This is a genomic window from Streptomyces sp. NPDC059832, from assembly GCF_042731715.1.
In the GTDB taxonomy this organism is placed as follows: domain Bacteria; phylum Actinomycetota; class Actinomycetes; order Streptomycetales; family Streptomycetaceae; genus Streptomyces.
In genome coordinates, this window is sequence record NZ_JBHWIY010000018.1 from 16,961 (window position 1) to 38,579 (window position 21,619).

The 21,619-nt window shown below is 70.2% G+C and carries 17 protein-coding genes and 3 pseudogenes; 8 read left to right on the top strand and 12 right to left on the bottom strand.

All coding sequences use genetic code 11. From position 1 onward, the window contains the following. The first annotated feature begins 190 nt into the window (after positions 1 to 190). Together ACFV8T_RS27900 and ACFV8T_RS27905 are read left to right on the top strand one after the other, a co-directional pair. Positions 191 to 877, top strand: a complete 687-nt coding sequence (locus tag ACFV8T_RS27900; protein ID WP_385332583.1) for a DUF305 domain-containing protein — start codon at positions 191 to 193, stop codon at positions 875 to 877. Positions 878 to 954: 77 nt separating this feature from the next. After that, positions 955 to 2,370 (top strand): FAD-dependent oxidoreductase, encoded by a 1,416-nt coding sequence (locus ACFV8T_RS27905; protein ID WP_385332586.1) that lies wholly within the window; start codon positions 955 to 957, stop codon positions 2,368 to 2,370. A gap of 2 nt (positions 2,371 to 2,372) precedes the next feature. Here ACFV8T_RS27905 and ACFV8T_RS27910 read toward each other — a convergent pair whose 3' ends face one another. After that, on the bottom strand, positions 2,373 to 2,753 hold the full coding sequence (locus ACFV8T_RS27910; protein WP_385332589.1) for an ArsR/SmtB family transcription factor: 381 nt from the start codon (positions 2,751 to 2,753) through the stop codon (positions 2,373 to 2,375). 546 nt (positions 2,754 to 3,299) lie between these two features. Further along, on the bottom strand, positions 3,300 to 3,716 hold the full coding sequence (locus ACFV8T_RS27915) for a thioesterase family protein (protein ID WP_266423211.1): 417 nt from the start codon (positions 3,714 to 3,716) through the stop codon (positions 3,300 to 3,302). Positions 3,717 to 3,947: 231 nt separating this feature from the next. Here ACFV8T_RS27915 and ACFV8T_RS27920 point away from each other — a divergent pair. Both ACFV8T_RS27920 and ACFV8T_RS27925 read left to right on the top strand, forming a co-directional pair. Further along, positions 3,948 to 4,622 (top strand): annotated as a pseudogene (locus tag ACFV8T_RS27920) (carbohydrate binding domain-containing protein); the annotation flags it as partial. Next, positions 4,616 to 4,963, top strand: a pseudogene (locus ACFV8T_RS27925) (alpha-amylase); the annotation flags it as partial. The pseudogenes ACFV8T_RS27920 and ACFV8T_RS27925, both read left to right, overlap by 7 nt. Before the next feature lie 51 nt (positions 4,964 to 5,014). Here ACFV8T_RS27925 and ACFV8T_RS27930 read toward each other — a convergent pair. The 6 genes and pseudogenes from ACFV8T_RS27930 to ACFV8T_RS27955 all read right to left on the bottom strand — a co-directional run bounded on the left by ACFV8T_RS27930 (position 5,015) and on the right by ACFV8T_RS27955 (position 12,309). Further along, entirely contained in the window at positions 5,015 to 6,031 is a 1,017-nt protein-coding gene (locus ACFV8T_RS27930; protein WP_385332592.1) for a LacI family DNA-binding transcriptional regulator, read from the bottom strand. A 70-nt stretch (positions 6,032 to 6,101) separates the two neighbouring features. Then, positions 6,102 to 7,163 carry an ABC transporter permease gene (locus tag ACFV8T_RS27935; protein ID WP_385332594.1) on the bottom strand — a complete coding sequence of 354 codons (1,062 nt, stop codon included), beginning with the start codon at positions 7,161 to 7,163 and terminating at the stop codon, positions 6,102 to 6,104. Continuing rightward, on the bottom strand, positions 7,160 to 8,134 hold the full coding sequence (locus tag ACFV8T_RS27940; RefSeq protein ID WP_385332597.1) for an ABC transporter permease: 975 nt from the start codon (positions 8,132 to 8,134) through the stop codon (positions 7,160 to 7,162). Before ACFV8T_RS27940 ends, ACFV8T_RS27935 begins: the two co-directional genes overlap by 4 nt. Then, a pseudogene (locus ACFV8T_RS27945) lies at positions 8,131 to 9,417 on the bottom strand (sugar ABC transporter ATP-binding protein); the annotation flags it as partial. The pseudogene ACFV8T_RS27945 and the gene ACFV8T_RS27940, both read right to left, overlap by 4 nt. A gap of 173 nt (positions 9,418 to 9,590) precedes the next feature. Further along, positions 9,591 to 10,097: an RICIN domain-containing protein gene (locus tag ACFV8T_RS27950; protein WP_385332599.1), complete on the bottom strand. Its 507-nt coding sequence runs from the start codon at positions 10,095 to 10,097 to the stop codon at positions 9,591 to 9,593. Between the two features lie 1,006 nt (positions 10,098 to 11,103). Continuing rightward, positions 11,104 to 12,309: a helix-turn-helix domain-containing protein gene (locus ACFV8T_RS27955; protein WP_385332602.1), complete on the bottom strand. Its 1,206-nt coding sequence runs from the start codon at positions 12,307 to 12,309 to the stop codon at positions 11,104 to 11,106. 291 nt (positions 12,310 to 12,600) lie between these two features. Here ACFV8T_RS27955 and ACFV8T_RS27960 point away from each other — a divergent pair, with 291 nt between their 5' ends. Further along, entirely contained in the window at positions 12,601 to 12,759 is a 159-nt protein-coding gene (locus ACFV8T_RS27960; protein WP_385332605.1) for a hypothetical protein, read from the top strand. Between the two features lie 98 nt (positions 12,760 to 12,857). Here ACFV8T_RS27960 and ACFV8T_RS27965 read toward each other — a convergent pair whose 3' ends face one another. The 3 genes from ACFV8T_RS27965 to ACFV8T_RS27975 form a co-directional block, all read right to left on the bottom strand. Further along, positions 12,858 to 13,955, bottom strand: a complete 1,098-nt coding sequence (locus ACFV8T_RS27965) for an NADH:flavin oxidoreductase/NADH oxidase (protein ID WP_385332608.1) — start codon at positions 13,953 to 13,955, stop codon at positions 12,858 to 12,860. A gap of 198 nt (positions 13,956 to 14,153) precedes the next feature. Continuing rightward, positions 14,154 to 14,543 (bottom strand): hypothetical protein, encoded by a 390-nt coding sequence (locus ACFV8T_RS27970; RefSeq protein WP_385332610.1) that lies wholly within the window; start codon positions 14,541 to 14,543, stop codon positions 14,154 to 14,156. A 143-nt stretch (positions 14,544 to 14,686) separates the two neighbouring features. Beyond that, positions 14,687 to 15,463: a methyltransferase domain-containing protein gene (locus ACFV8T_RS27975; protein WP_385332613.1), complete on the bottom strand. Its 777-nt coding sequence runs from the start codon at positions 15,461 to 15,463 to the stop codon at positions 14,687 to 14,689. Positions 15,464 to 15,869: 406 nt separating this feature from the next. Here ACFV8T_RS27975 and ACFV8T_RS27980 point away from each other — a divergent pair, with 406 nt between their 5' ends. Then, positions 15,870 to 16,442 carry a GNAT family N-acetyltransferase gene (locus tag ACFV8T_RS27980; RefSeq protein WP_385332615.1) on the top strand — a complete coding sequence of 191 codons (573 nt, stop codon included), beginning with the start codon at positions 15,870 to 15,872 and terminating at the stop codon, positions 16,440 to 16,442. Here the strand turns inward: ACFV8T_RS27980 and ACFV8T_RS27985 are convergent. Next, positions 16,430 to 17,146, bottom strand: a complete 717-nt coding sequence (locus ACFV8T_RS27985) for a cupin domain-containing protein (RefSeq protein WP_385332618.1) — start codon at positions 17,144 to 17,146, stop codon at positions 16,430 to 16,432. The two genes, ACFV8T_RS27980 and ACFV8T_RS27985, sit on opposite strands and share 13 nt — an antisense overlap. 217 nt (positions 17,147 to 17,363) lie before the next feature. On the opposite strand from ACFV8T_RS27985, the gene ACFV8T_RS27990 reads away from it, so the two are divergent. Continuing rightward, on the top strand, positions 17,364 to 18,452 hold the full coding sequence (locus ACFV8T_RS27990) for a WD40/YVTN/BNR-like repeat-containing protein (RefSeq protein WP_385332621.1): 1,089 nt from the start codon (positions 17,364 to 17,366) through the stop codon (positions 18,450 to 18,452). Positions 18,453 to 18,646: 194 nt separating this feature from the next. Next, the gene (locus tag ACFV8T_RS27995) at positions 18,647 to 21,466 is read left to right on the top strand and encodes a hypothetical protein (RefSeq protein WP_385332624.1); all 2,820 of its coding nucleotides are present in this window, start codon (positions 18,647 to 18,649) and stop codon (positions 21,464 to 21,466) included. Positions 21,467 to 21,619 lie beyond the last annotated feature (153 nt).

A 21,619-nucleotide genomic window follows, 5' to 3' on the forward strand; every position in this document is an offset into this window, starting at 1 on the left:
CATGTATCCGAACGTAGTTGAACGGTTCACGGTCCTCGGCAGTATCGTCCTTCCCATCGTGATCCCAACAGATGGCAACAGAGACGTGATGAAAGTGTCCGGCCACTGCCGTGCGGAAGCGTGCTGAGGGCTGTCCCGTGATCCACCAGGGATTGCGGGACAGCCCTCAGCACGGTCGGCAGCCGCCCATATGGCCATGGAGGTCCGCTTGTTGATCCGCCGTCAGACCATGTGTGTACGCAAATCCGTTCTCGTCGCGGCAGCCGTGTGCGCCGCCCTCACCCTCTCCGCGTGCGATGCGGGAGACGGCGAGAGCCGTACGAAGGCGCAGGCCGGCGGGGGCCCTTCGGTGGTGGCGCCCGGAAAGCCGGGCGAGCCCGCACGGACTCTTTCCGCCGAGGAGGCCGCGAAGGCCGCCGGGGACGGCACCCCCAACTCGGCCGACTACCGCTATGCGCGGATGATGATCCAACACCACGCCCAGGCACTCGAGTTGACCGCGCTCGTCCCGTCCCGCTCCGGGTCCTCCTCGGTCAAGCGGCTCGCCGAGCGCATCACCGCAAGCCAGAAGCCGGAGATCGGCGCCATGGAGGGGTGGCTCGTGCACAACGACGGTGAGAGGCGCACATCCGCCCACGATCACTCGGCGATGCCCGGGATGGCGACCCCCGCTCAGCTGAAGCGGTTGCGCGCGGCGGACGGCGCGGCCTTCGACAAGCTCTTCCTGAAGTTGATGATCACCCACCACCAGGGAGCGATCACAATGGCGACCGAGGTGCTCGCGGAGGGAAACAACGTGCAGATCGAGGAGATGGCCGGGGACGTCGTCGCCCAGCAGACGGTGGAGATCAACAGAATGCGCACAATGTCGTCCTGACGAGGCCCTGGGCGCGCCTCTCCCCCGTTCCGCCCGCCGGTGCCATGCTGGAGAGATCCTCCGGGAAGAGGTGCGCCGTGCTCCGTGTCGCCGTCGTCGGCTCCGGTCCCAGCGGGGTCTACACCGCCCAGGCCCTGATCGCGCAGGACCGGGTCCCCGACGTCCGGGTCCATGTGCTGGACCGGCTTCCCTGCCCGTACGGCCTGGTGCGGTACGGCGTCGCCCCGGACCACGAGAAGATCAAGTCGTTGCAGAACAGTCTGCGGACCGTTCTGGAACACGAGCGGATCACCTTCCTCGGGAATGTCGAGGTGGGCGGCGACGGGATTCCGCCCGAGCGGCTCGGCGAGCTCTACGACGCGGTGGTCTACTGCGTCGGGGCCGCGACCGACCGCGCTCTCGCCGTCCCCGGCGAGGATCTGCCCGGCAGCTGCTCCGCCACCGAGTTCGTCTCCTGGTACAGCGCGCACCCCGACGCGGCCGCCGACGGCTTCGCGCTCCGGGCCCGTTCGGTCGTGGTGATCGGGGTCGGCAATGTGGCGGTGGACGTGGCACGGATCCTCTCGCGGGGCGCGCCGGAGCTGCGCCCCACCGATGTGCCGCACGGGGCACTCGGGGCGCTGGCCGGCAGCCGGGTGCGCGAGGTCCACATGGCGGGCAGACGCGGACCGTCACAGGCCAGGTTCACCACCAAGGAGCTGCGCGAGCTGGGCGGTCTGCCCGGGGTCCGGGTCGTGGTGGACGAAGCGGAGCTCGCCCGCGATCCGGCGTACGCCGATCCGTCCCCCCGGGCCCCTGCCACGTCCTCGCCTCCGAACGCGCCGCCCCCGACGGCGGCGGCGCGGCGCAATGTGGAGGTCCTGCGCGGCTGGGCCGCGGCCGACGCCGAAGGGGCGGGCACCGGCGGGCATCCGGTGCGCACCATCCACCTGCGGTTCTTCCTGCGTCCCGTCGAGCTGCTGGAGCGGGACGGCCGGGTGGCCGGGGTGCGGTTCGCCCGTACCGTGCCGGACGGCAGCGGGGGCGTGCGCGACGCCGGTACGTACGAGGACATCGCCGCCCAGCTCGTGCTGCGGGCGGTCGGCTACCGCGGGATTCCGCTGCCCGGCCTGCCCTTCGACCCGGTGCACGGGACGGTGCCGCATCTGGCGGGGCGGGTGCTGCGGGACGGGGTGCCGTCGCCCGGGGAGTACGTCGCCGGGTGGATCAAGAGGGGGCCGACCGGGGTGATCGGCTCGAACCGGTCGTGCGCGAAGGAGACCGTGGCTTCGCTGCTCGACGACGCCCCGCTGCTCGCGCACCGCTCGTCGGCACCCGATCCGGTGGCGGCGCTGCGGGCGTGGGGGCTGCGGCCGGTGGAGTGGGAGGGCTGGCTGTCCATCGAGCGGGCGGAGGCGGAACTGGGCCGGTCGCTGGGCCGGGAGCGGGTGAAGATCCCGGACTGGGCGGGACTGCTGAGCGCCGCGCGCGGTGGCGGCCGGGACGGAGCGTGAGGCTATCGGTCCTCGCCGATGCGCTGGACCTGGCGGTTCGCCGCGTCGAGGACACGGTCGAGCAGCCCGGGGAACAGCGCCTCCAGGTCGTCCCGTCGCAAGCCGTTCATCTTGGCGGTGCCACGGTAGATCTGCTGGACGATCCCGCTCTCGCGCAGCACCCGGAAGTGGTGCGTGGACGTGGATTTGGACACCGGCAGGTCGAAACGGGAGCAGGTGAGTTCGGAATCGGCCGCGGCCAGCTCGCGGACGATGCGCAGTCGCATCGGGTCGGAGAGCGCGTGGAGTACCGCTTCGATGCGGATCTCGTCCCGCACGGGGTGGTCGAGCACGCGGCCACCGGCCTCGGTGGCGCTTGCGGCGGGGGCGCTGGCGGGGGTCACGACGGCTCCACTTCCTGGGCTTGTTCCGGTTCACACGACCGGAATCGTTCCGGTCTCCCATAACACGACAACACGACCGGGGTCGTTCCGGTCTCCCATAATACGAGACCCATCGTAGTTCGACTCGCGGGTCGACCGGTACTCGACAGGCACCGGGCAGTGGGCCGGTCCCGTCTCGGCCCGTGCGGTCCGCACGCGATGCCGCCTCGCGGGCCTCGATGAGCTCATCCATGTGGCCTCCGCCCAACCGCGCGCCATGTCCAGCAGGCCGAGCAGGCTCCGACCGAGCGGGTTCGGTCCGTACCGCGATGCCGCGTACCGCGGCCGGCGCGCCGGACCGGCCGGCCGTCGGCCCGGCCGGAGACTTCGGCCACGAGGGGGCACGCTCCGGCCGGTACACCACGGCCGCGGTCGGCCCGGCCGCCCGGATCTCCTACGGCGACTTCGCCGTGGCCCTGCTCGACCCGACGAGGCCGATGCCCCTCGCCGCCACCGCACGCACATCGGGTTCATGGAGATCCGGCCGGACCGACCGGCGGCCGTCCGTCACTGGCTCAGCAGCTCCGGGTTGTCGGCGAGCGAGGCGAGATGGCCGGCCGGATCTGCGATCAGCTTGCGGGCCGTCAGGTCGAGCATCCCCGCCACACCCGTGACCTCGGCGGCGACGGTGCCGTCCTCCTTGAGGATCTGCTGCGAGACCGTGAACGTCTTCCCCTCGCCGTACACGAACCGGCAGGTCACCCGCACCCGGTCACCGCCGCGGAGTTCCCGCAGGAACTTCACCGTCGTCTCCAGCGCGACCGGCCCGACGCCGCTGGCCAGCAGCTTGTCCTGCGGCAGGCCGGCGGCGCGCAGGAGTTCCCAGCGTGCGTGCTCCGCGTACTGCAAATAGACGGCCTGGTTCAGATGTCCCTGCGTGTCGAGCTCGTAGCCCCGGACGGTCACGTCAACAAAGTAGGTCATGAACGTCCCAACCCCCTTGTACAGTCCGCCATTCCCGGTATCCGCAGCGCTGCCCGCGCCGTACCTCTTTACGCACCTGCCATGTCCGGGCAACTTCCTCACCGCAAGAGATTGCAGCAAAATTCCGGCATATCTTGCTCATCGGAATGGACTGCTCGCCCGAACCCCGAGGCGTGTCAGGGCTCTCCGGCTGCCGCGGCCCCCGGCCGTGGCCCTTCCCTGGAGACACGCATGAAACGCACCCCACGCTCCGTGCTGAGACGCCTCTTGGCGGCAGCCGTGGCGGCCACGGGCTTCCGGGACTCATGACCGCCGTACCGGAGACCGCCGCTCCGTCCACCGTTCCCGTCGCGGCGTCGCAGAACACCGCGACGGTCTTCTACTACACGTAGACCAGGAACTGGTCGGCGTACGAACTGCGTTACGCGCCCGACGGCGCTCGTGGACGACCGTGCCCGGAGTGCGGATGGAGGCCGCCTGCACCGACTGGATGAAGAAGACCGTCAGCCTGGGCAGCGCGTCCGGACTGGCCGCGACGTTCAACAACGGCTCGGGCACCTGGGACAACAACGCCGGAAAGAACTACGCGTTGGGCACCGGCACATCACCGTCAAGGACAGGATCGTGGCCCACAGCGACCCGTGCGCCGGCACCGGCCCGGACCCCTCGCCCTCCCCCACGGACACCGGCACCGCCTCGGTCTACTACTCGACGACCACCGTCGGCTGGTCCACCGTCGATATCCACTACCAGCCGGCGGGCGGATCATGGACGACCGTGCCGGGCGTGGGCATGGAGACAGCCTGTAGGGGGTGGGTGAAGCGGTCCGCCGATCCCGGCGGTGCCGGCTCCATGCAGGCCGCGTTCAACAACGGCAACGGCGTCTGGGACAACAACAACGGCAGCTCCAGCGGCTCAACGAGATCCGGCGCGCCGTGCCCGCGCTGCAGATGGGCCAGTACTGCACCGAGGGCATCACCGGCTCGATGGCGTACAAGCGCCGCTACACCGACGCCGCGAGCGGGACCGACAGCTTCGCGCTGGTGACCGTCACCGGCGCGGCCGACTACACCGGGATCCCCAACGGCACCTACAAGGACGCCGTCACCGGGGACACCCGGGTGGTGTCGGACGGCAAGCTCTCGGTCGCCGCACCCGGCAAGGGCAATCTGCGCGTCTACGTCCTCGACCTGGGCGGCAGGAACGCGGCGCCCGGCAGGATCGGCACGGCGGGTCCGTACCTGAACCTAGGGCTGTCCCGTAATCCCGCACGCCCGCCAGGGATTACGGGACACCCCTCAGGGCCTCTCGGAGCCGGTGGATTCGCGGACGACGAGCCGGTAGCCGGGGCGGGGCCGTCGTGGTTCGGACACCGGGCCGCCGGAGAGCCGTTCGACCAGGCTGTCGACGGCGAGCCGGGCAATCGCCTCCTTGTCGGGGGCGATGGTGGTGAGCGTGGTGGCCCCGTACAGGCTCTCCTCGATGTTGTCGAAACCGACGACGGCGACGTCCTCGGGGATGCGGAGCCCGCGTGAACCGAGGGTACGCATGGCGCCGATGGCGATGAGGTCGTTGTAGGCGAACACCGCATCGGGCCGCTCTCCCCGGTCGAGGAGGGCGGCCATGGCGGTGGCGCCGTCCTCGCGCCCGTAGCCGTCGGTGACCACCACCAGCGACTCGTCGGGCTCGATGCCGGCCGCGGCGAGTTCCTCGCGCCAGCCGCGCAGCCGCAGATGGGCGGGCTGGCGCTCGCGTCCGGTGCGGGAGCCGAGAAAGGCGATCCGGCGGTGACCGCGCTCGATGAGATGGCGTACGGCGTCGCGGGAGGCGGCCACGTTGTCGATGGCGATGTGGTCGTACGGGGCCTCGTACTCCCGCTCGCCGAGCAGGACCAGGGGCGCGGTCTCGGTGCGCGCCATGAGGTCCTCGGTCTCCAGGTGGATCGGGCTGAGGATGAGGCCGTCGATCACATGGGACCGGAAGCCCTGGCTGACCAGGAGTTCCTTCTCGCGGAGGCCGGCGGTGTGGTCGACCAGGACGGTGTAGTCGTGCCGGGCGGCCGCGTCGACGACCGCGCCCGCGAGCTCCGCGAAGTACGGGTTGCCGAACTCGGGCACGGCGAGCGCGATGATGCCGGTGCGGCCCTTGCGCAGATGGCGTGCGGTGAGGTTCGGCCGGTAGCCGAGTTCGTCGATGGCCTGCTGCACCTTGGCGCGCATCTTCGGTGTGACGTGTTGATAGTTGTTCACCACGTTCGACACGGTCTTGATGGACACGCCCGCCCGTTGTGCAACGTCCTTGAGGCTGACGCCCACGGCACTCCCCGCTTCGGTTCGATGCGCACCGGTGCGCACTGGATCGGCCCGGCTCCCGGTCCGGCACGGCTCAGGTGGTTCTGCGGCTGCGCGCCAGACCGCGCTGGGCCACGACGACAACGATAAGGAACCCTCCGCTGACCACCGACTGGTACGAGGAGTTCAGCGAACCGATCTGGTTGATGAGGTTTTGGATGACGGCCAGCAGCAGGACGCCCCAGAGAGTGCCGCTGACCGATCCCGCGCCGCCGACGAGGAGGGTGCCGCCGATGACGACGGCGGAGATCGCGTCGAGTTCCGTGCCCACGCCGACGATGGTGACGCCGGAGGACAGTCTGGCCGCGTTCAGCGCACCGGCGAGTCCGGCCAGCAGACCACTGAGCGTGTACACAAGGAGTTTCGTACGGGTGACGGGCAGGCCCATCAGGGTGGCCGCGTCGCTGCTGCCGCCGACGGCGAAGAGGGTCTGTCCGAACGAGGTGCGCTGGAGCAGCAGTCCGCCGGCGCCGAACAGCCCCAGGGTGATGAGGACCGGGTAACCGAAGCCCCATACGCTGCCCTGCCCCAGCTCGGCGAAGGCGGAGCCCTTGGGCACCAGGTAGGTGGTGGCGCCCTCGTCGGTGAAGGCGAGGAGCATGCCGCGGGCCGCCAGCAGGGTCGCGAGGGTGACGATGAAGGGGGCCATCCCGGCGCGGGCGATCAGGAATCCGTTGAGCAGGCCGATCGCACCGCAGACCGTGAGCGGTACGAACAGCGCGGGCAGGATGCCCCATTGCGAGGCCCACGCGGCGAGCACCCCGCCGAGGGCGAAGACGGAGCCGACGGACAGGTCGATGCCGCCGGTGATGATGACCATGGTCATGCCGAGGGCGACCACGGCGAGGAACGACGCCTGCACGGTCACACCGCGGGCGTTGTCCAGGGTGGCGAACGTCGGGTAGACGAACGAGGCGACGATCACGACGGTCAGCAGGACGGCGAGCACGCCCTGGCGCTGGAGGAGTCCGACGAGCCGTTGCGCGAGCGCGGGATCGGACCCTGCCGCGGGGCGGGGTGCGCCGTGCTCGGATGCTGCGGGGCTCTTGCGCGGCGGGGGGACCTGGGCCACCGCCGCGGGTGTGGTTTCGTTCATCGGGACCGACGCTCCCGGGCGACGTAGACGGCGGCGACGATGATGGCCGCCTGGGCGATCTGTGCGGTGGAGTCGGGCAGGTCGTGCTTGACGAGAGTGGCCCGCAGCAACTGCATCAGCAGGGCGCCCGCGACGGTGCCGAGCACCCGGACGGAACCGCCGTCGAGGGGGGTGCCGCCGACCACGACCGCCGTGATGGCGGAGAGTTCCATGAGGGTGCCGAGCGAGGAGGGGTCGCTGGCGGTGAGCCGCGCGGTGGCGAGGATGCCGGCGAGGGCGGCCAGCACTCCGCAGAGCACGTACACGCCGATGAGCACGCGACGCACGGGCAGTCCGGCCAGGGCTGCGGCGGAGCGGTTGCCTCCGACGGCGACGAGCTGACGGCCGAAGGTGGTGCGCCGGACAAGGAAGGCCACGGCCACGGCGAGGATCGCGGCGATCAGTACGGCCGGCGGGATGCCGAGGAAGGAGCCGGTGCCGAGGGCGAGCAGGTCGGGGTTGACGATCTGTTTGAGCTGTCCGTCGGCCATGACGAGGGCGAGGCCCCGGCCGCCGACGAACAGCGCGAGCGTGGCGACGATCGGCTGCAGTCCGACGATCGAGACCAGGGTGCCGTTGACCGCCCCGACGACCGCGCCGGCGAGCAGCGCGACGACGAGCGCGGGCACGAGCCCGTATCCGAGGTAGAGCGGCAGAAGCGCGGCGGCGAGCGCCATCGTCGAGCCGACGGACAGGTCGATGCCCTCGGTACCGATGACCAGGGCCATGCCCAGGGCGACGATGACGACGGGGGCGACCTGGACGAGCTGGGTGCGCAGATTGTCGGCGGTCATGAAGTGCTCGGTGAACAGGGCGTTGAAGACGAGCACCGCCGCCACGGCGACGTACACGCCGTACTCCTGGTACCAGGCGGGGTCGCGCAGCCGGGCCAGGGGGCGGGCGCGGGCGGGGAGGGCGGCCTGGGCGGTCATCGGGGGTCCTCCTGAGCGGCCGGGGCCTTCCCGGCGGGCGCCGGTGAGTGGTCGGCGAGCACTTCGAGCAGATGGCTCTCGGTCACCGCGTCGCCCGCGAGTTCGCCCGCCACCGAGCCGCCGCGCAGTACGACGATGCGGTCGGCGCCCTCGATGAGTTCCTCGATGTCGCAGGAGATGAGCAGGACGGCGAGGCCCTCTCGGGCGAGGTCGTCGACGAGGCTCTGGACCTCGGCCTTGGCGCCGACATCGATACCGCGGGTCGGTTCGTCGAGCAGCAGCACCTTGGGCTCCAGGCAGAGCCAGCGGGCGAGGAGGACCTTCTGCTGGTTGCCTCCGGAGAGTTCGCCGACCTTCTGCTCGGGGCTCGCCGCCTTGATCCGCAGCCGTTTCATGAAGATGTCGACGACGCGGTCCTGCTTGCAACGGGAGACCACACCGAAGCGGGAGAGCCGGGGCATGGCGGCCAGCACGATGTTCTCGCGCACGGAGAGGCCGGGCACGATGCCTTCGGCCTTGCGGTCCTCGGGCAGCAGACTGATTCCGGAGCGGATGGCACCGGCCGAGCCGATCCGGCGCAACTTCCTTCCGCCGACCGTGAGTTCTCCGGAATCCAGGCTGAGCGCACCGGCGAGGGCCTTCGCCGTCTCGCTGCGGCCGGAGCCCAGGAGGCCGCCGAGGCCCAGCACTTCGCCGCCGTACAACGACAGTGATATGTCGTGGAGTTGGTGGCGCCGGTTGAGACCGGTCGCGGTGAGTACCGGGGCGCGTGCCGTGTCGTGCCCCTCGCCTGCGGAGCTGGTGAGCCCGGTGCGGCCGGTGATACCGCCGAGCCCGGTGCGGCTGGTGATACCGCCGAGCCCGGTGCGGCTGGTGATACTGCTGAGCCCGGCGCGACCGGCACGGCGGACCTCGGACAGATCGCGGCCGAGCATCATCGAGACGAGTTGCATGGGGTCGAGGCCGGCGAGGTCGCCGGTGTGGATGTGGCGGCCGTCGCGGAGCACGGTGACGCGGTCGCAGATCCGGTACAGCTCGTCCATGCGGTGGCTGACGTAGAGGACGGCGATGCCCTGGCCGCGCAGGTTCTCGATGACGCGGAAGAGGGTCTCGACCTCGCGCGGTTCCAGCGAGGAGGTGGGTTCGTCCATGACGACAACCTGGGCGTCGACCGAGACGGCGCGGGCCAGGGCGACCATCTGCCGGGTGCCGATGCCCAGCGTGTGCAGGGGCTTTCGGGGATCGACGCGGATGCCAAAGTCGTCGAGCAGTTCGGTGGTTTCCAAGGGGCCGCCGTGGAGCCCTTGCGCCCGGCATGCGCAAGATGAACGAACTATCAGGTCACAGACTTCAATCAGCTTCGCTCTGAATCCGTTCCGGTGCAGACGCAGGAGCCCGTACCGGAACGGAAGAAGTGGGACGCCGGTGCTAGTCCCTTGTTTCGGAGCCTGTGGGCTTAGCCGAGGCGGAAGTGCTGATTGGCGCCTTCCACGCAGTCCCACTGGACCAGTGTGGCGCCATTCTGGGTGCTCGCGCCGCTGACGGACAGGCACTTGCCACTGTGCCGGGCTTCGATGGAGAAGTAGCCGCTGTCCTTCTGGACGAGCCGCCATTCCTGGTTGGTGCCGTTCACGCAGTCCCACTGGACCGCCTTGGCGCCGTTCTGGGTGCTTACGCCTTCGACCGACAGGCACTTGCCGCTGTTCACTGCCCTGATCGTGTAGTAGCCGGCGCTGGTGGACACCAGCTTCCACTGCTGGTTGGGGGCTTCCAAACAGTCCCACTGGACCGCGGCGGCATTGTTCTGAGTGCTCGCCCCCTCGACCGAAACACACTTCTGGCTGTTGCGGGCGATCAGCTCCGCGGTGAACACGGTGGCGGATGCGGTTGGGGCCTGCACGATGGTGAGCAGACCAGCAGCCATTACAGGGGCCAGGGCAACGGCCCAACGCGAGATCTTCATGACGCTCCAAACGCGGGATGGACTTGGCACCCAAGTGATAGCGGTACCCCCCATGCCCAAGCACGCATATGCCTCGCAAGACGCCTAAATAGGGGAACGTGCTTCGCAGGAGAGTGATTTATCACTGCCGTGTTCACGAGTTGAGCGCTGTCCGGAGCCACCGGACGCCAGTTCGGCCCGCGGCAGCGGAGTGCCGGGCGACCCTCCATAGGGCTCCGGCCATGACCGACGATGGAAGTCGCGTGCGCAAGATGAACCGACCATCAGGTCACACACGCTCATCCTGCGCCCCCTGGTTCTCGATGGTGAGAACGTGGACAGCAACGTTCAGGTGCTGTGCCGCGACTGCCACCAGCTCAAGACGGCAAACGGGGGCTCATGTATGGACGAGCGGAGGCCGGCTGTCGACCTCACGAGGAGGACCGGCCGCCGCCCACCGCACGCCAGGGGTGACCCCCCGTGCGCACGGGTCTTGGGTCAGCTCACCATTTCCAGCCGTGCTGGTTTGGGTCCACGCATCCGCCCGTGGTGGTGCCGCACGGGACGCAGGTACTGTCCGGTGCCGGCTCCGGCGGGGGAAGGGGAACGGGTGAGACGATGACCGTTCTTCCTCCTTGCGTGCGAGACATTCCGCCTCGTACGTCACGTCGGTGTCAGGTGCTGGACGATGCGGTGGTGACGCTGCGGATGAGCGTGCGGGGGCTCATGACTGCCGCTCCCTCACGTGCGGGTGTCGGCTGATCTCAATCGCCAAGTCGGTGGCGTGCGACAAGTCGTAGGCGGGATTCTTCTTGTCCGTCGCCTGGCACCACTGCTTCTTCAGGGCCCGGCAGACGGCACAGCAGGCCGCCGCCCGGGGTTCGTTCTGTAAGCCTTCGTCGCTCAAGAAGACTGGTCCCGATTGCGCACTGCTGATCATCCCTGCACCTCCGCCACTGGCTTGTGACCAGAGGGTTTCGCCTTGTGCGGCTTCAGCACAGGGATGCCACGTCCTAGTTTCGCGACGCTATTTCGCGATCCCGAGGAAGTCCGCCAACTTCCGCAGCCCCGGCGGATGATGTGGGAGCAAGAGAAGATCGCGGACGATGGCCACGGCAAGCGTGTGATGGCGCATCCATGTCGGGGCGACTCGTCGAAGGCTCTCAAGGGCCTTTACAGCGCCGTCCGTGTTGCCGACATCGGTGTGTGCGCGGGCGACGTCCAGGAGCAGCCAGGTACGCCAGGAGGGCGGTGTGTCCTTGTTCAGCCTCATGCCCTTGGCCAGACGTAGCGCCTCCTCCGGTCTGTCGTACTGCACGGCCAGGCGTACGCGCTCGATGCGGACGGACGACTTGCTGAAGACGGACAGGAGACGCCCGTCCCCCTCCGTGGGCGGCATCTTCGCCAGACGGCCGGCGGCCTCCTCCGCGGCGCGCATCATCCTGTCCGCATCGTCGTACTCGTCCATCCGGGCGTACGAGGTAGCAGCACTCATCGTCAGGCCGCCCCACACGCGCAGGCCCGACGCGTCGGCAGTGAGCCCGTCCCGCTCCAGGCCATCGGCCGCGTACAGGGCGATGCTCTTGGCGTCGTCCAGCCGGTTGGATCTCTGGTAAGCCCACGCCAGGGAGTTGCAGATCATCGGGACCAGGAGAGGATCCTCGGAGGCTTCCGCCGCAGCTATGGCGCGCTCCAGGGCGGCAAGGGCGAGATCGAGCTCGCCCAGACGGATGCTCAGGTGTCCGGCCAGCTGGAACGCCTTGCCGAGTGCCGCTTGCCCCCCGTCAGACCCCTGCGACGCCGTGAGACGTGCGTCAGCAAGGATTCCAGGCAGCAGGTTCAGAAGCTGTGGGAACTCGGCCGAGTGGTACATGGACCACGCGTCAGCGATCTCGGCCCGCAGCAGTGAAGGCGTGAGAACCTCCGCCCCGTCAGACTCCTGCGGAGGGGCGAACATGAGCGGGTGAACGGCTCGACGAACGGCCACCAACTGTGGCGGGTCGGACTCCCCCGTTGACGGGACACCGGGAGGGTCACCCAGCAGCGTCGTCAGCTCAACACCGAGTCCGCCGGCCAACGCATGCAGTGTCGGCAGGCGTGCGGACCCCTTGCGCTTCTGTTCCAGCTTGCGGATGACGTCGACGGACACGCCCGACTTCTCCGCCAGCTCTTCCTGTGTCAGGTCCGTCAGCCTGCGGAGTCGGGAAAGCTCGTCTCCGAGATGCTCGCTCACAGCTCAGACGGTATGCCGTGACGGCGGCGTCAGGCCAGGAACGCAAAACGGGCCCCCGCCGCGGATACGACGAAGGCTCTCGGTGGTACTCAGGCCTCAGGTGCCGGTCTCCAGCGTGTCGAGGATGGCGGCCAGGGCTTCGGCGGTGATGGTCTGGAGGGTCTCCACCTTTTCGCCCATGTCGTTCAGGTACGTCAGCGATGCTTTGGGGCCCAGCCAGCATCAGTCACTTCGCCCTACCGCCTCCTGCTCCGCGGGAGGCGGGCCGGCGTGCACCTCATGTGCGCGATCATGGCGACCGATCCGGCGGCCAACTGGTACGCGGCGTACGGCATCCAGCACATCGACGTGTCGGCCCGGCCGGGATTGCAGCGCCTCGCCGCTTTCACTGTCCTCGCTCTTGCGACCGGGCCCTTCGTCCGCAGCCACCTCACCCCCGCCACCGGGTGAAACACGGCACGGACGGGCCCCACCGGCCCGGGGCCCATGACCGCTGCGCGCCATGGGGACCGGCCGGGCCGGTGCGGTACGAGTGATGGCCCGAGTCGTCAGACCGCGCGGAGATACTGCTCCGGCTTACGGAGTTCACCGCCGAGTTCACGGGCCGCCTCCTGGGCCCATGACGGGCTGCGCAGCAGCTCGCGCCCGAGGAGAACCGCGTCCGCCCGCCCCTCGGTGATGATCTTCTCGGCCTGCTGCGGCTCGGTGATCAGACCCACCGCCGCGACGGGCAGCGAGGTCTCGGCCCTGACCCGCTCGGCAAAGGGAACCTGGTACCCCGGCCCGGTCCCGATACGGGCACGCGGGGCGTTTCCGCCGCTGGAGACATCCAGCAGGTCGACACCGTGCGCCTGGAGCCGGACGGCCAGCCGCACGGTCTCCTCGACGGTCCAGCCCTCTCGCTCGTCCTCGTCGTTCTCCGTGAGCCAGTCCGTCGCGGAGATCCGGAAGAAGACGGGCAGCTCTTCCGGCCAGACCTCACGCACCGCGTCGACGACCTGCAGAGCGAGGCGGACACGGTTCTCGAAGCTGCCGCCGTACTCGTCGGTGCGCCGGTTGCTGTGCGGGGAGAGGAACTGCCCGATGAGATAACCATGGGCGCCATGCACCTCGGCAACCTCGAACCCCGCCTCCAGAGCGCGGCGCGCGGCCTCACGGAACTCCTCGACGACACCCTGGATCTCATCCGTGGTCAGCTCGTGCGGCACGGGGTGACCGTCGTCGAACGGCAGCGGACTGGGGGCAACGGGCGTCCAGCCGTACGCCTCCGGCCCGACCGGATGGCCGCCCAGCCAGGGGGCCGCCGTAGAGGCCTTGCGCCCGGCATGTGCGAGCTGGATGCCGGGGACGGACCCCTGTCCCTTGATGAAGTCCGTGATCCTGCGGAGCGCGGCGACCTGGGTGTCGTCCCAGATGCCGAGGTCGGCGGGGCTGATCCGGCCCTCGGGGCTGACGGCCGTCGCCTCGGTGAGGATGAGCCCGGTCCCCCCTATGGCGCGCGCCGCGAGGTGGGCGAAGTGCCAGTCGGTCGCGACGCCCGCGTCCGGGCCCTCCGGCGCGGCGCTGTACTGGCACATGGGTGCCATCCAGACCCGGTTGGGAATGACGAGCGACCGCAGGGTGTAAGGCTCGAAGAGGGCACTCACGTCGGACTCCGTTTCGACGGGTTCGGAAGAATCGTTAGTACGATACATCCCGTACTACGACACCCGTCAAATTACGATGGCTCTCGTACAAGAACTCGGGCCGCGACGGACTCGACCCGTCACCGGAATCGGGCCGCCCGGCCGGGCTCACGTCCCTGGCCTGGGACTGGCAGGACGAGGTCGGCGGGGCCGGCGGGGTCAGTGGCTTCCGGCGCGCCGCCGGAGCGTGATGTCCGCGTCCGTGTCATAGCCCTGGGTCCAGCTGCGCCCCGCGCCCGACTTCCAGGTGACATGGGCGGTGGCCCCGTCGATCCTGATGTCGTCCACCGTCATGGCCCGGTCGCCGTCCCGCACGTCCCCTCGGCGCAGCTCGCCCGCCTTGACGGTGACGGGCTGCGCCGATCGCGCGCTGTCGGCCTCGTCCGCCGCGAGGGTGAGCGCCGCCGCCAGCTCCCGGGCGCGGGCGGGGGTGCAGATCAGCGACAGCTCACCCGACGGCGCCACGGCCCTGATCCCGACCCGCGCTCCGACGGGGTTCACCTCCAGGGCCGCTCCGCGCCCCTCGGCGTCCTCGATCCCGCTGGTCATCGCTCCACCTTTCCCTTCGTCGACCGATTCATCGGTCCAGTACAGCTCGTCGGCCCCGCCCGGCTTCATCGGCCCCGCGCAGTTCATCGGCCCCGTACAGCCTGAGGCCTTCCGGTCGGACGGCGCCACTTCCGGAACGCGCCCTACGACTCGGCCACGACGATGTAGAAGGTCACGACTGCCAGGAAGGGACCGTCGGTGAGGTGGCCCAGCCAGCGTCGTGCCGCTTCCTCGGTGAAGTATCCGGCGCCGACGGCTCGACGCGCGGTGCGCTCCAGACCGAGAATCCCGTCGGCGGCCCGGACATCCCGGAAAACGGGGCTGACCGGGACGACCATGGGCACGGTGAATCCCGCGTCCGTCGCCAGTCGGGCGAGCTGACTGCCGATGCGGGCGTTGCGGACGGCTTCGTCCGTGACGTACTGGGTATAGGCGCGCGTCAGGCCGCTGTCCGGGTGGTCGACCGTCAAGGTTCCCCAGTCCGGTTCGGCCATGACGAGCCGCCCGCCCGGCCGGAGCACACGCCGGGCCTCGCGGAGCGCTCGGACAGCATCGGCGACGTGCTGGAGAACCCGGTCGGTGCGGGCCCGGTCGGCGGTGTGGTCCGGCAGCGGCAGATCGTGGAGGTCGCCGAGCCGAACGGTCACGTTGCTCCGCTCCGCGGCGCGATCCCTCGCGGCATCGACCGCGGCCCGGTCGTGGTCGATGCCGATCACCGCGCCTGTCGCGGTGACAGCCTCGGCGAGCGCACCGAGGTCGGTGCCGGGGCCGCAACCGAGGTCGAGCACCGTCTCGCCCGGACGGATGCCGAGTTCGTCGAGCACGTGCCTCTTGTAGGACCGGCCCAGATCGGTCGCGGCGACCCGGTCGAGGTAGGCGAACGCATCGGGAGTGACAGTCTCGAACGCGAAGGAGGTCATGGGCTCCAGTCAACCAAAGCCGACGAACAGTCGGGCTTCCACGGCGAGTTCGCAACCCGATCGGTCGGACCGACATGGTCCGGCACCACGACGGCGTCACCCCCTCCCCTCATCACGAGATGCGCTGCTCCGGGGCCAGTGCCTCGCCTGTCTGCCGGTGGGTCACCTTGTGCCGGACACATGTGGACAGGCGCTTCGGCTCGGGCCGGCCCAGGCCGTGCGGGAGCCGACCGGAGCGTGAACGACTCTGCCGGTCGGCAGAGTTCGCAGCGATGGGTGTCAGATCAGGGCGCCGAGGGTGCGGGCCGCCACTGACGACGCGGGCGCCACGGCCCGGGGACGGCGGCCTCGGGGCCGTGGGTATTGCGTTGCGGACCGCCCGGGGCCCTGCGTAACGTCGTCCGCCATGACAGCCCTTGCCCTGCACACCGCACGACTGCGCCTGGAGCCGTACACGCCCGCCGACGAGGAGGAATTCGTCGCGCTGTTCCAGGACACCCGGGTCTCCCGCTGGATGGGGGAAGGCCCCATGACGGAGGCCGAGGACCGCGCGCTGTTCAAACGGATCTTCAGCAAGGTGTACGCACAGGACCTGTTCGATGTCTGGGCGGTTCGGCACGAAGGCCGGTTCGTCGGCCACGCGGAGATCAAGCCGTCCTCGGACGTCGGCGGCCACGAGATCGTCTACGCACTGGCCGCCGCCGCGTGGGGGCAGGGATTCGGCACCGAGATCGCGCGGGCCTTGACCGAGTACGGCTTCGACACGCTCGGGCTCACCGAGGTGCATGCCACGGTGGCCCCCGGGAACGCCGCGTCACTGGCGCTGCTGGGCCGGATCGGTTTCCGGCACGTCCGGGACATGGTGGAGGAGGACGGCAGCACCACCCGGGTCCTGGCCCGTTCCGCCGCGTTCGACGCCGCCGATGACACCACCGCCGACACCGACCGCGACGCCGCCGGAGCGGGTCAGCCCCGGTAGACGTCCAGACGGCCGCACATGCCGAACTTCCCGTGCGCGGAGGGCTGTTCGGCATGCACGCAGGCGTCGGTGAGGTAGTCGGCGTCGCCACGCGCCACGGCGTCGAGCTGGGCGCCGGTCACCTCGGAGGCAGCTGCGGCCCCCCGCTGCCAGCGCCCACGCCACTCCTCGGCTCTCGGGCGCACGAGTGCGGCCGCGGCCCGGTGGAATGCGGCGAGCGGCCCGGGGTCGCCCGCTTCGGTGGCCCTGTGCAGGGCGAGAAAGCCCTCGACGGCGAGATCGCGGCGGGCGCGGGCGGCCCGTTCCTGATCCGCCTCCGAGCCGTCGGCGGGCAGGGCGACCGCCGCCCGATAGGCCTCGGGGTCGGCCAGGTGGTCCGGCGGCAGGGTGAGCACGGCGTCACCCGCCTCCGGCAGCCCGCTGTTCTCCATGAGGACGACGATGCGCAGCCCGTCCTCGTTGACGAGCCGGTGGATCGTGCCCGGCGTGAACCACACCAGCGCACCCGGCGCCAGTGGCGTCTGCCGGAATCCCGACGTGGTGAGGGTCTGCACCGAGCCCGTGCCCCCGACCACCACGTACCCCTCGGAACAGGTGAGGTGGAGATGGGGTGTCCCGCCGCGCAGGCCGTCCGCGGCGGGCCAGTCGTAGACCCGCAGGTGGGACACGGCGACGGCGCCGGGCAGCCCTTCGAAGGTCGGCACAGCTGCTCCTCGGTCTCTCTGCCATGAGGCCCGCGCGGGGTTCGCACGAGGACGTCATGGAGTTCGGCAAGCGCTTTCTACGTCTGCTGCACCGTACCCGCGAAGACCGCGCACGCAACAGGGCCCGGGTGTCAGGAGGCTGCCCTGCGGGCCACTGTCAGTGGTCGGGTGCAGACTGGCCCTTATCCGACACAACGGCGTTTCGGGAGGTTCGGTCATGACCGACGTACTGCTCACCGTGGGCACCCGCAAGGGACTCTTCATCGGCCGCGGGCGCGGTGGCGCGTGGGAGTTCGACGGCCCGTACTTCAAGGCGCAGGCGATCTATTCGATCGCCATCGACACCCGCAGGCAGGTCCCACGACTCCTGGTCGGCGGTGACAGCGCGCACTGGGGCCCGTCGGTCTTCCACTCGGACGACCTCGGCTGGACCTGGGTCGAACCGGAACAACCAGCCGTGAAGTTCCCCCGGTTCACCGAGACATCGCTGGAGCGGGTCTGGCAGCTGCATCCGGCCGGCCCCGAGGCACCCGATGTCGTGTACGCGGGCACCGAGCCCGCCGCGCTGTTCCGTTCCGAGGACGGCGGGGAGTCCTTCGAGCTGGTCCGCCCGCTGTGGGAGCACCCGACGCGTTCGAAATGGGTGCCCGGCGGGGGCGGTGAGGGGCTGCACACCATCCTGACGGACCCGAGGGATGCCCGCGCCGTGACCGTCGCGGTCTCCACGGCCGGGGTGTTCCGCACCAAGGACGGCGGTGCGAGCTGGTCTCCGTCGAACAGAGGGGTGTCCGCGGTCTTCCTCCCCGACCCGGACCCGGAGTTCGGTCAGTGTGTCCACAAGGTGGCGAGGGACGCGGTCGATCCCGACCGGCTCTATCTCCAGAACCACTGGGGAGTGTTCCGGAGCGACGACTCCGGGGACAACTGGACCGACATCGGGCAGGGGTTGCCGTCGGACTTCGGTTTCGCCGCGGCCGCGCACCCGCACCGCGCGGACACCGCATACATCTTCCCGATCAACGCCGATGCCGACCGGGTGCCCGCCGGGCACCGCTGCCGGGTGTTCCGTACCGGTGACGCGGGCAGCACCTGGGAGCCGCTGTCGACGGGCCTGCCCGAGGAGTCGCACTACGGCACGGTACTGCGCGACGCGCTCTGTACGGACGACGCCGACCCGGCGGGTGTCTACTTCGGCAATCGCAACGGCGAGGTGTACGCCAGCGCCGACGACGGGGACAGCTGGCGCCAGCTCGCCTCGCATCTTCCGGATGTCCTGTGCGTGCGGGCGGCGGTGATCGGCGCCTGACCAACGGCCGGCGGTGTGCCGGCCCATGGCTCGTTCCGATCGGTCATCGGCCCAACTCATCCCCCCGAAGCATCAGTTCCGCGCACTGCAACACGGGCTGAGGCAACCCCTGGGCTTCACTCTCCGTCCTTTGGGAACGGGGGCCCCAGGGATCTCTGGGGTGTTCGAGAAGGCCGATGACCAGGAGGACCACCTTGATCCGTGTCTCGCGCACGGTTACCGCCGCACTGGCGGTACTCACCCTGACCGTTGGATGGCCGGAGTTGGCGCGCGCGTCGCCGCAACCGGCACACACGGAGCGTTCCACCGATTCCATATCCCCCACGTCGTCCTCCATATCCCGGGGAGGATCGGACGACCGGCTCCCGGCGGGCTGGCGGGTCACCGGTACGGGAGCCGGGAAGCAGCTCGTCTGGACCTCGCCCGACCCGGTACCCATGGGCGATGCCCGTGTCGAGTTCTACGCCGGGGACAAGCTCCTGGGCCGGCCGGTGGCCACGCGGGACCGGCGGTCCTTCCGGCTGAGGCTCGACGGCGCGGACTTCGGACGCGTGACGGGCCTCAAGGCGCTGGCGGGCGGACGCCGTCTCGACGCCTCCGGAGCCCGGCGGGCCCCGGACGCCCGGCGGGCCGCCGAGGCGGCGCAGCCGGCAGCTCCTCTGCCCGCGAATCCCGTCGACCCCGGCGTACCGGGCAAGTACCGGACCGTCACCGGCGAGTACGCCCTGAAGTCGGTGCGGTTGCCCGGCTTCACCGCTCCGGTGGAGATGCGCGGCGCAGTGGTGTCACCGGTCGGCGCACCGGGACGCCGGCCACTCGCGCTGTTCCTGCACGGCCGTCACTACACGTGCTTCAACGCCAAGGGCGACCAGGGCATGTCCTGGCCCTGCGAGGCGGGCACACGGCCGGTGCCGAGCCATCGAGGCTATCTGCGCGACCAGAAGCTCCTGGCCTCCCAGGGTTACGTCACCGTGTCCATCTCGGCCAACGGGATAAACGGGCAGGACGACAGCGCCGACGACGGCGGCGCCCAGGCACGTTCGTCCCTGGTGCGGCTGCATCTGGCCCGCTGGGCGGGCTGGGCCGCCGACCGGGCCGGGGCACCCGCGGCCGTGCGCGCCGCACCGCCTGCCGACATGTCCAAGGTGCTGCTCGTCGGCCACTCCCGAGGCGGGGAAGGTGTCAACCGGGCCGCGCTCGACAGCCTCTACCGGCCGCCGGCGGACCAGGACGGCTACCGGGGCCCGGTGCGCTGGCGCATTCGCGGCACCGTCCTGATCGGTCCCACCGTCTTCGGGCAGAACCCCGTTCCGGATGTGCCGTCCATGACCATCCTGCCGGGCTGCGACGGCGACGTGTCCGATCTCCAGGGCCAGATCTATGTCGACGGCACCCGCGGCGTCAGCAGCGGCGCCGCACTGCACAGCGCGGTCTACATGGTCGGCGCCAACCACAACTTCTTCAACAGTGAGTGGACGCCGGGACAGGCCGAGGCACCCGCCGAGGACGACTTCTGGGACGACGGCACCCCGGACCCGGTGTGCACTCCGGGCAAGAAGGCCCGGCTCGGCGCCACCCGGCAGCAGGCCGCCGGGGCCACGTACATCGCCGCGGCGGCCCGGCTGTTCGTCGCGGGTGACGACCGCGTACGGCCCCTGCTGGACGGCTCGGACCGGCGCGCGCCCTCGGCCGGCCCGGCACGCGTGCTCACCCACGCGGTCGGCGGGAAGCGGACGCCCGCGTTCCTGCCGGACACCTCGGTGGCCGTGAGCGGCGGCCGGGTGTGCGCGCAGGTGGATCCCGATCCGGGCCGCTCCTGTCTGCCGCCCGAAGGGACCGCCGTCTCCCCGCACTTCGCCATGTGGGACACGCCGCGGGAGCCCGGCCGCTACGCGGTCGCGATGCGGTGGTCGAAGCCGGGTACCGCGGTGAGGATCCGTCCCGAACGTCCGGTCTCCGTGGCGGGCTCCGAATCGCTGGCACTCCGGCTGATCGTGCCGCCCAACACCACCGGCACCCGGCTGGACATCGCGCTCACCGACACCGAGGGCCGACGGGCGACACTCGGCACGGCCCGGATCGACGGGCTGCCGGGCAGCGACCGGACCGCGTCCTACTGGGGGCGCGAGATCCGCGTGCCGCTCTCCGCCGCCGTACAAAGCAAGGTGGACCTGAAGCGGGTGAAGTCCCTGGAACTGACTCCGCGCAGCGGGTCGGGGCAGGCCTGGCTGGTCGACGCGTGGGGCTGGCGTCCCGGTACGCCCCCGGTTCGGGCGGCCTCGCTGCCGCGAGTGGACATCGGCCATCTGACCGTCGAGGAAGGCGACTCCGGGGTCCGGACCTATCGCATCCCGGTGCGGGTCTCCGGGCACGGTAGCGGCCGGGTCCGGCTGTTCGTCGCCGAGCCGGACAAGGACGAGGCCGACTACCGGACGGTGACGGTGCGTCCGGGCAGCCATGCCATCGATGTGCCGGTCGAGGTGCGGGGCAACACCCGCTTCGGCTACGACATCACGCACAGCGTGTTCGTCAAGGCGGTTCGCGGCGCGGTCGTCGGCTCCCACCTCGGCGGTCTGACCGTGCGGAACGACGACCCGATGCCCACGGTCGAGGTGAAGCCGGTCGCGGACCATGTCACCGAGGGGCAGAGCCTGCGCTGGCGGGTATCGCTCTCCGCGGTCGCCGATGTCGACATGGACTCCGTCGGTTTCGACATCCTGCCGGTCGAACAGGGGGCGGAGCTGTCCACCCTGGACGTCGACGGGCAGTGGCTGCAGGACACGTTCGGTAAGTCGCCGAGCCCGGCCCGACCGCTGTCCAAGGTGGTTGAGGCACCGTATCTGCCGACCACCGTGCCCGCCGGCAAGCTGAGTACCGAGGTCACCGTGCCCACGGTCGCCGACGGGCTGAAGGAGCCGGAGGAATCCCTGCGGTTGCGGATGATCACCTACGACGAATCCTGGGAACCGCACGAGGGACCGGTGTTCACCGGCACGGTGCGCGACGCGTCATGACGCGTGACGTGCAGCGCGTGACCTGAGGACGTGGGACCCGCCCCCCGCAAGAAGCGATTTCCCTCCCGGGTCCGCGAGGAGTGTGGCCCCCGCCCTCCTCTCCCCTTCCCCCGGCGTTCTATCGACCACCCCCCCACCCTTTTTTCTCCCCCG

Coding starts and splice junctions, on each gene's coding strand:
- ACFV8T_RS27900 (WP_385332583.1), top strand. CDS start 191: ATGGCCATGGAGGTCCGCTTGTTGATCCGCCGTCAGACCATGTGTGTA.
- ACFV8T_RS27915 (WP_266423211.1), bottom strand. CDS start 3,716: ATGACCTACTTTGTTGACGTGACCGTCCGGGGCTACGAGCTCGACACG.
- ACFV8T_RS27935 (WP_385332594.1), bottom strand. CDS start 7,163: ATGAACGAAACCACACCCGCGGCGGTGGCCCAGGTCCCCCCGCCGCGC.
- ACFV8T_RS27940 (WP_385332597.1), bottom strand. CDS start 8,134: ATGACCGCCCAGGCCGCCCTCCCCGCCCGCGCCCGCCCCCTGGCCCGG.
- ACFV8T_RS27950 (WP_385332599.1), bottom strand. CDS start 10,097: ATGAAGATCTCGCGTTGGGCCGTTGCCCTGGCCCCTGTAATGGCTGCT.
- ACFV8T_RS27960 (WP_385332605.1), top strand. CDS start 12,601: ATGGCGACCGATCCGGCGGCCAACTGGTACGCGGCGTACGGCATCCAG.
- ACFV8T_RS27970 (WP_385332610.1), bottom strand. CDS start 14,543: ATGACCAGCGGGATCGAGGACGCCGAGGGGCGCGGAGCGGCCCTGGAG.
- ACFV8T_RS27975 (WP_385332613.1), bottom strand. CDS start 15,463: ATGACCTCCTTCGCGTTCGAGACTGTCACTCCCGATGCGTTCGCCTAC.
- ACFV8T_RS27980 (WP_385332615.1), top strand. CDS start 15,870: ATGACAGCCCTTGCCCTGCACACCGCACGACTGCGCCTGGAGCCGTAC.
- ACFV8T_RS27990 (WP_385332621.1), top strand. CDS start 17,364: ATGACCGACGTACTGCTCACCGTGGGCACCCGCAAGGGACTCTTCATC.